11 protein-coding genes are annotated in these 12,735 nt (G+C 61.4%); 3 read left to right on the top strand and 8 right to left on the bottom strand.

Annotation, left to right across the window (positions count from 1 at the left end; genetic code table 11):
• Positions 1-21: 21 nt before the first annotated feature.
• From FNU79_RS19890 to FNU79_RS08660, 4 genes are all read right to left on the bottom strand, one after another.
• Entirely contained in the window at positions 22-1,386 is a 1,365-nt protein-coding gene (locus FNU79_RS19890) for a S41 family peptidase (protein WP_143720467.1), read from the bottom strand.
• A gap of 125 nt (positions 1,387-1,511) precedes the next feature.
• Entirely contained in the window at positions 1,512-2,519 is a 1,008-nt protein-coding gene (locus FNU79_RS08670) for an ABC transporter permease (RefSeq protein WP_143720466.1), read from the bottom strand.
• Positions 2,520-2,570: 51 nt separating this feature from the next.
• Positions 2,571-3,599 (bottom strand): ABC transporter permease, encoded by a 1,029-nt coding sequence (locus FNU79_RS08665; protein WP_124868652.1) that lies wholly within the window; start codon positions 3,597-3,599, stop codon positions 2,571-2,573.
• A 234-nt stretch (positions 3,600-3,833) separates the two neighbouring features.
• Complete coding sequence (locus FNU79_RS08660) at positions 3,834-5,570, bottom strand: ABC transporter substrate-binding protein (protein ID WP_225429979.1); 1,737 nt, start codon at positions 5,568-5,570, stop codon at positions 3,834-3,836.
• Between the two features lie 428 nt (positions 5,571-5,998).
• Here FNU79_RS08660 and FNU79_RS08655 point away from each other — a divergent pair, with 428 nt between their 5' ends.
• The 3 genes from FNU79_RS08655 to FNU79_RS08645 all read left to right on the top strand — a co-directional run bounded on the left by FNU79_RS08655 (position 5,999) and on the right by FNU79_RS08645 (position 8,647).
• Positions 5,999-6,958, top strand: coding sequence for a D-alanine--D-alanine ligase family protein (locus FNU79_RS08655; protein WP_404825780.1), 960 nt, complete (start codon positions 5,999-6,001; stop codon positions 6,956-6,958).
• Positions 6,959-7,027: 69 nt separating this feature from the next.
• The gene (locus tag FNU79_RS08650) at positions 7,028-7,651 is read left to right on the top strand and encodes a hypothetical protein (protein ID WP_143720464.1); all 624 of its coding nucleotides are present in this window, start codon (positions 7,028-7,030) and stop codon (positions 7,649-7,651) included.
• 78 nt (positions 7,652-7,729) lie between these two features.
• Complete coding sequence (locus FNU79_RS08645; protein ID WP_143720463.1) at positions 7,730-8,647, top strand: phosphatase domain-containing protein; 918 nt, start codon at positions 7,730-7,732, stop codon at positions 8,645-8,647.
• Here the strand turns inward: FNU79_RS08645 and FNU79_RS08640 are convergent.
• From FNU79_RS08640 to FNU79_RS08625, 4 genes are all read right to left on the bottom strand, one after another.
• Positions 8,633-9,232 carry a mycothiol transferase gene (locus FNU79_RS08640; RefSeq protein ID WP_143720462.1) on the bottom strand — a complete coding sequence of 200 codons (600 nt, stop codon included), beginning with the start codon at positions 9,230-9,232 and terminating at the stop codon, positions 8,633-8,635. The two genes, FNU79_RS08645 and FNU79_RS08640, sit on opposite strands and share 15 nt — an antisense overlap.
• Before the next feature lie 97 nt (positions 9,233-9,329).
• Positions 9,330-10,418, bottom strand: a complete 1,089-nt coding sequence (gene recA / locus FNU79_RS08635) for a recombinase RecA (protein ID WP_143720461.1) — start codon at positions 10,416-10,418, stop codon at positions 9,330-9,332.
• The gene (thpR, locus tag FNU79_RS08630) at positions 10,415-11,356 is read right to left on the bottom strand and encodes an RNA 2',3'-cyclic phosphodiesterase (RefSeq protein ID WP_143720460.1); all 942 of its coding nucleotides are present in this window, start codon (positions 11,354-11,356) and stop codon (positions 10,415-10,417) included. The genes recA and thpR overlap by 4 nt, the downstream gene beginning before the upstream one ends.
• Positions 11,353-12,636, bottom strand: a complete 1,284-nt coding sequence (locus tag FNU79_RS08625) for a CinA family nicotinamide mononucleotide deamidase-related protein (RefSeq protein WP_225429978.1) — start codon at positions 12,634-12,636, stop codon at positions 11,353-11,355. The genes thpR and FNU79_RS08625 overlap by 4 nt, the downstream gene beginning before the upstream one ends.
• Between the last annotated feature and the right edge of the window lie 99 nt (positions 12,637-12,735).

The following is a 12,735-nucleotide window of genomic DNA, read 5'->3' as shown; positions in this document are numbered from 1 at the left end:
CTGCCCAAATACTCCTCCTGCTCAGTTGCTAGTGGTGGTGTCGGTGTCATTGCCCGCGACCAGCACCGGGGCCGTTTTAAGGGTCTGGGCGGCGGCACTGAGCAAAGTGTCGCTGCCCCTACTCAGCGCCGCGAGATCAGTGCTGCCGCTCACGTCGGGCTTGACCCGCACCGGATAGGGCGTGCCGTCGGGTTTGGTGTAGTTGAGGATGGTCAGTTGCAAGCCCGCGCCGCTGCCCAAAGGAAAGACGCGGGTGGCGGTGTTGCCCACGCCCGCCGTCGCTTCACCGATGATGGTGGCCCGCTTGGCGTACTGCATCTCGTAAGCAAAAAATTCGCTGCATGACGCGCTGCCGCTGTCGACCATCACGGTCAGGGGGCCAGTCCACAGCGCCGGACTCTGCACGCTGCTGCGGATGCGGCCGTCGTCCAGGCGTGCTCCGCCGCGCACCACCGTGCGGCTCGAGCCCTGCGCCAGCTTGGCGAGGCGGGTAAAGGTCGGCACAAAGGCGCTCACCGAGCCGTCGCACTCGCTGAGGTCGCCGCCGGTGTTGCCGCGCAAATCCACGATGATCCCGGCTGCTTTTTTGGCCTGCGCTGCCCGCACCTCGTCGTGAACGGTCTGGGCCACGTTGCCGCCCGACAAAAAGGTGGGGATTCTCAGCAGGGCGATCTGACCGCTTTGGCCCTCGGGCGCGGGCAGGTAGCTCAGGCGCGGCAAATCGCGTGAGCTGCTTTCACGCGAGGTCAGCGTAACGGTTACCGGCTGGCCCAGCCGCTCCAAGTTCAAGGTGGTCGGCTTGCCGGCTTCCTTGGCGGCTTTCAGGCCCGCGAAGGTGTACGGCTGACCGTCAATAGTTTTGAGCACGTCGCCGCGCATCAGGCCCGCGTCTTGGCTGGCGCTGCCGGGAATCACGTCCAGCACCAAACGGCTCTCACCGTCGAGGGTGGCCAGACGCACCCCGAATTGCAAGCGGTTGCCGCCGGTTGCGCTGGTCACGAAGTCACCGAAATCTTCGGGGGTTTCAAAAAAGCTGTGTTCGTCGCCCAGTGCATTGACTTCTGCCGACAGCACCGGAAAGGCTTTCTCGGCGGCGCAGCTTCGCGGATCAGGAGCGCAGACGGCCTCTAAGCGCAGCTGATACTCGGCGGTGAGGGCCGGGCGGTCTACAGTGCTAAGGCCGCCGTACTGCTGCTGAATCAGGTCGTTGACGTCGTTGAACAGGTTCTGGGCCTCTGAGGGCGCATCGGCGTGTCCCGCTGCCTTGGGCGTCGACACATCACGGCTGGACGGACTCAGTGACGCCGCCGGGTGCGCCGTAGATTGCGAGAGCGCCACCGAGGAAGCACTTAGGGCCAGAGCCAACAGCAGCAAGCGGGTTTTCATTGCCGACATTCTGCGCCGTCCATGTGCAGAATTGATGTGGGTTTTATGTTGTCTGACACATCAAAAAACCCCCCTACGTTGGGGGGATTAGTGACAATCTTGGTAGGGCAGTTTGGGCGCTTTCTTCAGCGGGTGCGCGGGTCAAAAGCGTCGCGCACTGCGTCACCAAAGAGGTTCCAGCCGAGGCTGAACAAAATGATGAACACGGCGGGCAGCACGGTCACGTACCAGTATTGGTTGTCCATCCAGGCCCGGGCAAAGCTCATGAACTGGCCCCAGTCGGTGTAGCCGATCGGCAGTCCGATGCCCAGAAAGGACAGCGCGGCGATGCTGAGCGGAATGGTGCCCAAGTCCAAAATGGCGATGGTGAGCACCGAAGCCAGCGAGTTGGGCAGCACATGCTTGAAGATCAGCCGAAAGTCGCGTGCGCCCAAGCTGCGGGCAGCGTCTACGAATTCGAGGTTGCGCGTTCTGAGAATGTCGCCGCGCACGATGCGGGCGTACTGGGTCCAGCCGGTGAGGCAAAACGCCAGAATAATGCTGCTGATGCTGGCTCCCAGCACGGTAATCAGCACGATGGTGAGCACCAAGGACGGCAGCGAGAGCATCACGTCAATGAAGCGCTGCACCACGTTGTCGATCCAGCCGCCGTAATAGCCGCTGATCGATCCCACGATGATGCCGGTGATCAGGGTAATTGCCACGATGACCAGGCCCATTTTCATCATCACGCGGGTGCCCCAGATCATGCCGTAAAAGATGTCGTAGCCCTGCGAAGTGCCGAAGTAGGCTTCCTTGCTCGGCGGCGTGGGAATCGGCGAAAAGCTCTCGCGCTCGGTGTGGTAGCAGCTGTCCGGCGCGGCGAACAAGATCTTCCAGAAGGCCCCGCTCGCCGGATTGTAGATTTGATTGGTCTGTGAGATGCCCAAGTCTCTTAGACAGTTGCCGCCCGCCGCTTGGCTGGGCGCAGCGATAAACGGCGCAAACAAAGCCACCATCAGAAAAATAAAAGTCATGATCAGGCCGACGACGGCCAGCTTGTTGCGGCGCAACTTGACAACCGGACGTGAAGTGAAAAACGACTTGAGGCGGCCCGGCGTGGCTGCGGGTTTGGGCGCGGGGATGGTTGTCATAGAGTTGCCGCCTTACAGAAGTTTGGGTGGGTTGGTCTTAAGGGGAGCAGCTTAGTCAAAGCGCACACGCGGATCCACCACCCCGTAAAAGAGATCGGTGAGGGTGCTGATGACCACTACGATCACGGCGGAGAGCAGCGCGAAGCCCATCACGGCGGAGATGTCGAGGTTGCGGGCGGCGTCCCCGACCCACTGCCCCACGCCGGGATAAGCGAAGATCGTTTCGGTGATGATCGCGCCGGCCAGCAAGTTGATGGCCACGAAGCCGGTCAGCGTCACGATGGGCAAGAGCGCATTGCGCCGGGCGTGCTTGAGGTTGACCGCTTTGCTGCCCAGCCCCTTAGCTCGGGCAGTCCTGACATAATCGCTGGTCAGGGTTTCGAGCATCTGCGCCCGCATCACCTTGAGGATATTGGCGCTGAAGATAATCACCAGTGTGAGCACTGGCATCACCAAGTGGCGCAGCACGTCGCCCGCCACGGCCCAGCGGCCATTGAGCATGGCGTCGATGCTGAGCATGCCGGTGTAGTGCTTGAAGGTCGGGTCGAGCACAGCGAACTGGTTGAGCACGTCCACCTGCCCCGGCCCCGGCAGCCAGCCCAAAGAACCGTACAGAAATTTAAGCAGCACGATGCCCAGCACGAAACTCGGTAAGCTGGTGCCCAACACCGCGATGACCCGCAGAAACTGATCGACGAAGCGGTCTTTGTTGAGCGCCGAAAGGGTGCCCAGCCAAATGCCCAGCAGCACAATCGGGATGCCGGCGTAGAGTGAGAGCTCGATGGTGCTGGGCAGCCGCTCCTTGATAGTGTCGAGAACCGGCTTGCTGCTGGTGCGTGAGAAGCCCAGGTCGCCCTGCACGGTGGAGGCCAGCCATTTGCTGTACTGAATCGGAAAGGGCTTGTCGAGTCCGCGCTGGCGGATGATGGAGTCCATCTGCGCGGCTTGCTGCTCGCTGCGGATGTAACCTGCTGCCCGCTGCTCGGGCGTGAGCTGAAAGATAATCACGAACAGCAGCAGTGAGAGGGCCAGCATTACCAAAGGGATCTGAGCGACGCGCCGAATAATGAAATTAAGCACCGCTGCTCCTTAAGCCGGTCGGCTTTTTTGAGAAATCATCCATAATTGCTCCCTAACGTACGCCTATTTGCTCAATGTGCATAGAAGAACACGGGAAACTCACGCCGATGTGAAGGCCACACCGTCTACGCCTCGCGCCGTTTCACGCACCAAAAAGAGTCATACACCAAAAAGGAGGAGCGGCGGCTCTTCACCGTCCGCTCCCCTTTAACCTTAAAAATCTAAAAGAGAGACTTACTTTTTGCTGAGAACTTTCCAGGGCGAGCCGTTGTAAAGGGAGCTGGAACCGAGCATCGGGTTGTAGTTGGCTGCCGTTGCGCCGACGAGGTTGTCGCGCACCGCGAAGACATTGACGCCTGCGGGCACCAGCAAGTAGGGGGCCTGCTCATAGGCGCGGTTGGCGACCTGCGAGTAGAGCTTGTTGCGCTCGGCGGTGTTGACAGTGGCGCGGGCCTGATCGAGCCACTTGTCCACAGCGGCGTCTTTCCAGTTGCTGCGCGGGAAGTAGTAGCCGTTGCTGGAGTAGAAGGTGTACATGAAGTTATCGGCGTCGGCGTAATCAGGTGCCCAACCGATAATGATCATCGGCTCTTTACCCTGCTTGGAGTCGTTGAGCATTTCCGACCACTGCTTGGCCTTGATGTTGATCTTGAATTTGGGGTTGAGCGCTTCCACGTTCTTCTTGAGGATTTCCATGGCCGTTTGTGCGGCCACGCTTCCGGCGCGGTAATCGGCGTTCAGGGTAAAGCCGGTCTTCCAGACATTGCCGCCCCAGGCTTTTTGGAAGTAGCTCTTGGCTTTGGCCGCGTCGTAGCTGTAGGTTTTGATTTTGGCGTCGTAGCCGGGGAACGAATCGGGGAGCAACATGGTGCGCTGCTTGCCCTTGCCCTGCTGCACGTCTTGGATGTACTGAGCGTAGTTAAACGAGTTGGCAAAGCCCCGGCGCAAGTTGGCGTCGCTGAAGAAGTTGGCGGGAATGCCGTTGCCGTCGAGCTTGCCGCTGCCCAGCGCGTCACTGGCTTTGATGTTCTCGTTCATGAAGATGCCGGTGGCGGTGGTGTTGGGCAGGCCGTCCACGATGACCACACCGGGCTTGCCTTTGAGCTGCTCTTCGATGTTGGCGCGGCTGCCGGCTTCAATCAAATCGGCGTCGCCGCGCAGGAAAGCTTGCTGGCGAGCGGCGAGTTCAGGAATCTTTTGCACGATCACGTTCTGGATGGCGGGCTTGCCACCCCAGTACCCGGCGAAGGCCTTGAACAGCAGGGCGTTGGCGTCACGGTTGACCAGCTGGTAAGGGCCGGTGCCGCTGGGGTTCTTGGAGAGGTTGCTGCCCTGAACGTCCTTGCCGACCCAGTCTTTCCAGGTCTTCTCGGTGCCGTCCCATTCGCCCTGCTTGATGGCCCACTGCTTATCGAGGATGCTCTGACCCGAGAAGGCCAGCTTGGCGAGGAATGCGGGGTCGGCTTTGGGTAAGGTGAAGACCAATTGGCCTTTGCTGTTGCAAGCGACTGCTTTGTTGATCTTGTCCCAAGTCACGGTCTTGTCGTCGTTGGCGTTGGACTGGGTGCCGGTCAGCGCCTCGGCCAGAAACCAGTTGCCGGATTCAGCGCTGTTGGTCACCAGATTGCGCTCAAAGGTGTACTGAGCGTCGTCGCAGCTAAAAGCGTTGCCGGAGTGAAACTTGACATTCTTGCGCAGATCAACCGTCAGCGTTTTGCCGCCGTTGGTAAAGGTGGGCACTTTGGTGGCCAGCAGCGGCGTGAATTCGCGCAGGCTGTTGCCTTTGTAAGTCCAGAGGGTTTCGTACATGTTCTCGATCATGTTGGCGCTGCCGGTGTCGTAATTGGCCGTCGGATCGAGCGTGGGGGTGTCGTTGGACTGCTGGAGTACCAGCGTGTCTTTGGGCGTGGCGGCAAAAGCAGCCGAGCCGAGTAGCAGGGCCGTGAGCAACATGGTGTGCTTCAGTTTCATGTGTTCTCCTCCAAAATAGGGGCTGATCTCTCCTTTGATTCACCGCAGTGAGTGACCGAGGTGAGGAGTGAAGATCATGTGTAGACCCGCGCATCATAACCCAACATCTAGACGAATGTATGATGGTGAACTCAGTCCAAGATGAGAAAGCCCGCCGAACGCTGATGCCTGCCTGACACGTCCGCAGCCCGTGTCACGATTGGCATGTGTGTCATGAGTATGAGGAGCATGATACACACGATAAGCTCAGACGAAACCTTGCTCAGTTGATGTCGGCACGCCGTTGCGCTGCTGTGCGGCTCCAAACTGGCATACTGCCGGGCGTGAGTGTGCCTCCCTTTTCCCCCCAACCTGAAACCACTGCCCCCCAAAAGACTCGCGTCCTGCTGCTGTGCGGCGGCCAAAGTGGTGAACATGCCGTCAGCTTGATGAGTGCCCAGAGTGTACTGGCCGCTTTGCCGGCGTCACACTTTGAAGTGACGCCGCTGGTCATTGACGCGGCAGGCCGCTGGCTGGGGCGGGCAGACACGGCGCGGGTGCTGGGCGGCGCTCAGGACTCGGCGGCTCCGGTTTCAAGTGAGCTGCGCCCTTACGAAGTGGCGGGCTTCGATGTGATCTGGCCGCTGCTGCACGGCCCCAACGGCGAGGACGGCACGGTGCAGGGCTTTTTGACGTTGACTGGCGCGGCCTACGTGGGCTCGGGCGTGCTGGGCAGCGCTGCCAGCATGGACAAGGTGATGACCAAACAGGTGCTGGCTTCGGTGGGCGTGCCGCAGGTGGAGTACCGCCTGGTGACCCGTCAAGCGTGGCGCAGCGCTCCCGAAAGTGTGCGGATCGCCGCAGGGTCGTTGGGCTACCCCCAATTCGTGAAGCCCGCCAACTTGGGCAGTTCGGTGGGCATCAGCCGCGCCGCTGGCCCGGAGGACTTGGAAGCGGCTCTCGATCTGGCTTTTTCCTTAGATCGCCGGGTGATTTTGGAAGCCGCCGCCTCCCACAAGCCGCGTGAACTGGAAGTGGGCATCTTGGGCAATGACGCTCCGCAGGCCAGCCCAGTCGGGGAGCTGCGTTTCGAAGCGCTCTTTTACGACTACACCACCAAATACACCGAGGGGCAGGCCAGTATGCACATTCCCGCTCCGGTGCCTGCTGAAGTCGCCGCCCGTGTGCGTGAGTTGGCTCTCACCGCGTTCAAAGCACTCGACTGTGCCGGACTGGCCCGCATCGACTTTTTCTACGTCGAAGAAACTGGGGAGCTGTACCTCAACGAAGTCAACACCATGCCGGGCTTTACCACCACCAGCATGTATCCCAAGTTGTGGGAAGCGGCGGGCCTGAGCTACGCCGAGTTGGTGACGCGCTTGGTGGATTTGGCGCAAGAAGAGCGCTGAATAAATCGGGGGCGCTGAGGATGAGGGAGTGGACACCCGTACCCCACCCGCCGCGCTAGCTTAAGCCTCATGACTTTGCTGCGCCCGCCCCGCCCGTCTTACCAGCTTACGCTGGCTGGATTTTTGCTCGGCTCACTGCTGTATCTGGTGGTGAGGACGGTTGGATACGCGCTGCTGCCGGCCTGTGAGGGCCATACCGTGCTGGCGCTGTTGCCGCCGCTCATTTTGGGGCCGGGGGGCATTGCGCTGGCAGCGCAGCAGATCAGCCGTCAGCGGCGTCCGGCATTGGGGTTGGGGCTGGCGATTTCTTCGCTGTTTCCGGCGTTGGGGCTGGGGGTGCGCGATATCAGCGAACTGCGTACCGTGGGCTGCGCGGGCGGTTATGTGGTGTTCGGCACGCCGTCGGGCGGCAGACTTCCGGAAGTGACGCTGCGGCCCGGCCAGACCATTGAAGTGACGGTGCGGCCCGGCGGTTTTCAAGCGGAGCTCGGCCCCGTCAAACTCAGTGCCCAGCTGCTGCCCAGCGTGCTGAGCGCCGTCATCGCGCCGCAGGAAGTGGTGGCCAACACCACTGCCACCATGCGGCTCAGCGCTGCGGCCAACACGCCCACGCAGCAGTACACCGTGGACGTGTTGGCCCAGCAAGGCAAGCGCGGCGCAGACGGCCAACTGACGGTGACCGTACATCCGTAAGTGCAGTGTTTGGGCGGGTAGGCTGAAACTGTTTGGCCTGCTTTACCGTTTGGTTCCTTTGGCCCTTTAAGCTGAAGCATGATTCGCGCCGCCGCTTTGCTCTGCTTGTCCGTATCTGCTTTGTCTCTGCCTGTTGCCCTCGCCGCGCCTGCCCACACGTTGTCGGTGGCGGGCTGGGCCTCTACGCGGGCCACCCACCTCAGTATTCAGGTGGACGCTTACGACGCTTGGCGCGGCGGTGGGCCAGCCGTGCTGCAAAACATCGCCCGTTTGCTGCCTCAGGGCGCGGCGGGCATAGGCGTGGTGTGTCAGGTGGGCGAGCAAAGCCTCAACGTGATCACCGATCAGGGTGGCCACGCCCGCTGTGAACTGAAGGCGACTGGAGCCGTCAAAGTCAGCTTGGCGAGTGGGGAAGAGGTGACGCCCAACATTCCCAGCTTGTCCGACGCGCCTGTGACGGTGATCAGCGACCTGGACGACACGGTGCTGATCACTGGGGCAGGGAAGCGAAGTTCAGTCTCCACTTTCCTCGGAGCCACCGTCAGCAACCGGGCAGCTTTCCCCGACATCGCTCCGCTTTACAACAGTTTTGCGGCGCGGGGCTACTCTCTCGTTTACCTCTCCAACAGCCCTCTGGGCCTCAGCGATTTTTTGCGCTCGGTGCTGCCGGCGCGGGGATTGCCGGAAGGCCCACTGTTGCTGAGGGCGCTGGACGCTCAGACCTTGCTGCACTCCACTCAACACAAAACCCAATCGCTCAATGAGTTGGCCGCCGACTTGCCCGGCCAGTTCTTGCTGATCGGCGACACCGCCCAGAAAGACCCCGAAGTGTATACCGCCTTTGCCAAGTCGCACCCCGGCAAGGTGCTGGGCATCGCCATTCGGGACGTGTCGGGGCCGCCGCGCAGCCAAGACGTCGCTGCACTGCTTTACACAGCGGGGGTGCCGGTGATCATCGGTGCCGACGCGGCGGCGTTCGCCTCACTCATTCGCTAAATCTGGCGGGCTTGCTTCAGTAGTCTGCGCCCGCAAGATGGCTTGCCGCAGCAGGCGAATCTGGCCCCTGTCGCTGAGTTCTTCTTCCAACACGTGAAACCAGACCCAGTGGTGGTTCATATCGGTCATTTCGGGCAAACTCAGGCGCTGACTCAGCCACGCGTCATCGCGCTTGCCCAGCTCGCGCAATGTTTCGGCACGGACGTCGGCCAGTTCATCCAGCAGTTCTTTGAGCTGAAAGCGCCGCACCGCGAGGCCGTGTTCGCCAAACGTCATCGCGCCGAGGTAGCGGTCATAAGCCGGTACGTCGCCCGCGAAAGGGTCCAGATTCTCAAAGCTGATGTACTGATAAGCCCGCTCCACGGCGGCCAGGTGGCCGAGCAGCATGGCGATGGAGTGCGGAAAGTCGTCGTAAGTGGTGTCCAAATCCTGCTTGTCTAGGCCCTCCACCGCTTGCAGGGTGGTCAGGCGGGTGTAGCTCAGCATTTCCACCAACGCCCCGATGTGCGGTGTGTAGGGCGGCTGCGGGTCAATTCTCAGGGCGCGTGCCCAAGCCTCGGGCGTTAGGGTGGCTTCAGGGGTCATGGCAGCAGTTTAGCGGCCCTCTGGCCAGCCGACAAAAAAAGAGCAGCGACTCGCGCCGCTGCCCTTTTCCTTTAACTTTTTTACTCTGACACTGCTTTTACTCCGCCACTGCCAATTCAGCTTCCGGTGCGGCGGGCTTGGCCACTTCTTTGGTATTGCCCGCTTTAATGGCCGCCGTTACGCGCTCACGGATTTCTTTTTCGAGTTCAGGGCGCTCGGCAATGTAAGCAATGGCTTTTTCCTTGCCCTGCCCGATGCGCTCTTCGTTGTAGCTGTAAAAGCTGCCCGCCTTTTTCACGATGTCCATATCGGCGGCCAAGGTAATGAGGTCGGTGAGCTGGTCAAAGCCTTTGCCGAACACCAGCGACAATTCCACTTCTTTAAACGGCGCGGCGACTTTGTTTTTAACGGTCTTGATTTTGACGGTGTTGGCCACCGCGTCGTTGCCGACTTTAGTGGGCTGGCCGATTTTGCGGACATCTAAGCGCACCGAGGAGTAAAATTTGAGCGCCCGCCCACCAGTGGTGGTTTCCGGATTGCCGTACATCACGCCGATCTTCTCGCGCACCTGATTGATAAAAATGGCGGCGGTACCGGTCTTGGATAAAATGGCCGTCAATTTGCGGAGAGCCTGCGACATCAATCTCGCTTGCAGGCCGGGCAGAGAGTCGCCCATGTCGCCCTCGATTTCGGCGCGGGGGGTCAGCGCGGCCACCGAGTCCACGACAACCACGTCAATGGCTCCCGAGCGCACCAGCAGTTCCATGATTTCCAGCGCCTGCTCGCCGTTATCGGGCTGCGACACCAGCAGAGCGTCGGTGTCCACGCCCAGCGCACGGGCATACACCGGATCGAGGGCGTGTTCGGCGTCAATGAAGGCCGCCGTGCCGCCGGCTTTTTGGGCCTGAGCAATGATCGCCAGCGCCAAAGTGGTTTTGCCGCCGGACTCGGGGCCGTAAATCTCGGTGACGCGCCCACGCGGAATGCCGCCCACGCCCAGCGCCAAGTCCAAGCTGAGGCTGCCGGTGCTGATCACCTGGATGTCGAGCTTGGTGTTGGCTCCCAGCCGCACGATGCTGCCCTTGCCGAACTGCTTTTCGATCTGGCTCATGGCGGTGTCGATGGCTTTGGTGCGCTCGGCTTCGTTGTTGGGGGCGGAAGTCTCTTTGGGGTTTTCTTTGCTCATGGGGTGTCCTCCGGGGACAGATCGGTTGGCAGATCGAGTTGGCTTGGTGCAGATGCAATGTCGGCGGTTATGTCTGGAGTAGATTCAGCACTGGACATAATGGTAGCACGAAATTCGCCGCGCAACTTAAACATCGCCAAGTTCTCGTAGATCGGCCCAGTCTTTTGGAGGTGGCTGCGGTAAAGCGTCACCGCGCCCGCATCCCAGCCGAGGTCAAAAATTTTGGGCGGCAAGCGGGGAGCTGCGCCCTTCTTGCGGGCCAGGGTAATGTGGGCTTTGAAGGCGAGGTTGTCGGTGTCCACCCCCAGTTCCGTAAGGCCAAGGCGCAGCGCAGCGGCCAATTCTTCCAGCCCCTCGGCTTCCACTTTGACAAACCAGACGCGGGGGCTGCCTTCGTTGGGAAAATACCCGGTGCCGCGCAGCTTGAGGCTCAGCGGTGCGGTTTGTGCGGCCACTTGCTCGCCCAGTTTCTTGAGGGCGTCTATTTTGGCTGGGTCAACGCCGGGCAGATACGCCAGCGTCACATGCAACTGATCGGCCCGCACTGAGCGCCAATTGCCGCGCAAGTTCTTTTGGGCCGTGGCAAGCTGCTCGGCGACTTCCGGCGGCACTTTGAGGGCAAAAAAGAGGCGCAGGTTGGCTTGGTGGGTATCGTAAACGGGCGCGTCCCGAGTCGGTTTGCTGCGAGGACGCTTATCGCCGGCGGGCCCGGTTGGACGTGGTTTCTGGGCGGCTGGGCGCTCACTTCGTTCACTGCGCTGGGGTGGGCGGCTGGGCTGGCTGTGTTGAGGCTCGGGCGGCGTCTCTTTATAAGCGCTCGGTTCAGCAGCCTGGGATGCATTGGCCTGGGACAGATTGGGCTCGGCTGGGCGTTCAGTGGGGCGGCGTGGCGCGGCTCTCAGCTTCAGCGGTTGGCCTTTCTTCTGCGGCTTGCTCATCGCTGACCCGCCTGAGTCTGGTTGGCTTGGGTTTGGCCCGCTTGCGTTTGATCGGCTTCGGCTGCACTCAGCGCCCGAAATGCCAAGTTCAGCGCGGTGCTGGCGGCCCGCTCGCGGACTTGCCCGGCGTCGCCCGGCCAATTGACCGAGGCGACGCGCTCTAAGCCCTCGCCCACGATGGCAATCGCCACTTGGCCTTGCTGCTCACCCTCGGCGGCGGCGCAGACGCTTAGGCCTATCCCGGTTCCAAACCGCTCGCGTGCGCCGTGAGCGAGTTCCAGTGCGGCGGCTTCGCTACACGCTCCGTCTCTGGAAAGGGTGATCGGCGTCAGGCCGAGCGTCAGCAAAGTGGCGTGATCGTCCGAGATGGCGGCTCCTTTAAGAGCAGCAGCGCCGGCAAATTGAAGGGCCAAAGTGCCGCCGCTGCCTGCTTCCACTAAGCCGAGGCTCCGTCCAGCCAGCAGCTTGATGACTGCGCCCGCAAGGGTGGCGGGCGGGTCGCCGGTTTTTTCTTCGGCCCAAATGTAGCGGCCCAAAGCGGTGCGGGCCTGCGCTAGGACAGGTTCGGCCAGCTGCCGCGCTTCCTCAGCGCTCTTGGCACTGGCGGCCACCCGCACGTCGGTTCCGGTTTTGCGGGCGTAGGTAGCCACGCTGGGATTGGCGATTTTGGTCAGGTCGCCCAAATGGGTGGCCACATCGCTCTCACCGATGCCCGACGTGTGGAGCGTGACCGCGTAAAAGGCCCAAGTGGGAAGGTTCAGGCGGGGCAGCAGTTCTTCTCTGAACATGCGGTTCATCTCGCGGGGCGGGCCGGGCAGGGCCGCAATCCGTTTTCCGGCAAATTCGTGCCCCTGCGGCAGCGTCACAAACCAGCCCGGCGCGGTGCCGAGTGGGTTGGGCAGCGCTGAGGCCGAGGGAATCAGCCAGGCCTGCTTGCGGTTGATTGGGGCCATCGTGCGCTCGCGCGAAGTAAACAGATTGCTGAGCCAGGCCAGCAACTCGGGGTCTTCAGCAGGCGTCTCGTGGGCGACTGCGGCAATGCCCTCACGGGTCAGGTCGTCGTCGGTGGGGCCGAGGCCGCCGCCCAAAATCACCAAGTCGGCGCGGGAAAGCGATTCCCGAATGAGGCCGCTGATGCGCTCCAAGTTGTCACCGACGGTGGCTTTGCGCTGCAAGGTCACGCCGCGCAGCGACAGTTCGCGGGCCACGAACGCCGCATTGGTATCCACGATTTCGCCGAGCAGCAATTCGGTGCCGACGCTGATGATCTCAGCTTTCACAGTGACCGCAGGCGGGAAAAAAGAAGGGCAAGATGTTGAAGAGGCATACCCTACAGCATAGAGAAGCGCGGCGCGGCGCGTGCGGGTGTTGGTTTGTAT

Source organism: Deinococcus detaillensis, from assembly GCF_007280555.1.
In the GTDB taxonomy this organism is placed as follows: Bacteria; Deinococcota; Deinococci; order Deinococcales; family Deinococcaceae; genus Deinococcus; species Deinococcus detaillensis.
The sequence above is the reverse complement of the archived record's forward strand: the minus strand, read 5'-3'. Positions and strand labels throughout refer to the sequence as shown.

Bases quoted from the DNA above. Each gene is read 5' to 3' on its own strand.
- thpR (WP_143720460.1), bottom strand. From the start codon at position 11,356: ATGAGCAAGCCGCAGAAGAAAGGCCAACCGCTGAAGCTGAGAGCCGCG.
- FNU79_RS08670 (WP_143720466.1), bottom strand. From the start codon at position 2,519: ATGACAACCATCCCCGCGCCCAAACCCGCAGCCACGCCGGGCCGCCTC.
- FNU79_RS19890 (WP_143720467.1), bottom strand. From the start codon at position 1,386: ATGAAAACCCGCTTGCTGCTGTTGGCTCTGGCCCTAAGTGCTTCCTCG.
- recA (WP_143720461.1), bottom strand. From the start codon at position 10,418: ATGAGCAAAGAAAACCCCAAAGAGACTTCCGCCCCCAACAACGAAGCC.
- FNU79_RS08650 (WP_143720464.1), top strand. From the start codon at position 7,028: ATGACTTTGCTGCGCCCGCCCCGCCCGTCTTACCAGCTTACGCTGGCT.
- FNU79_RS08655 (WP_404825780.1), top strand. From the start codon at position 5,999: ATGAGTGCCCAGAGTGTACTGGCCGCTTTGCCGGCGTCACACTTTGAA.
- FNU79_RS08660 (WP_225429979.1), bottom strand. From the start codon at position 5,570: ATGAAACTGAAGCACACCATGTTGCTCACGGCCCTGCTACTCGGCTCG.
- FNU79_RS08640 (WP_143720462.1), bottom strand. From the start codon at position 9,232: ATGACCCCTGAAGCCACCCTAACGCCCGAGGCTTGGGCACGCGCCCTG.
- FNU79_RS08645 (WP_143720463.1), top strand. From the start codon at position 7,730: ATGATTCGCGCCGCCGCTTTGCTCTGCTTGTCCGTATCTGCTTTGTCT.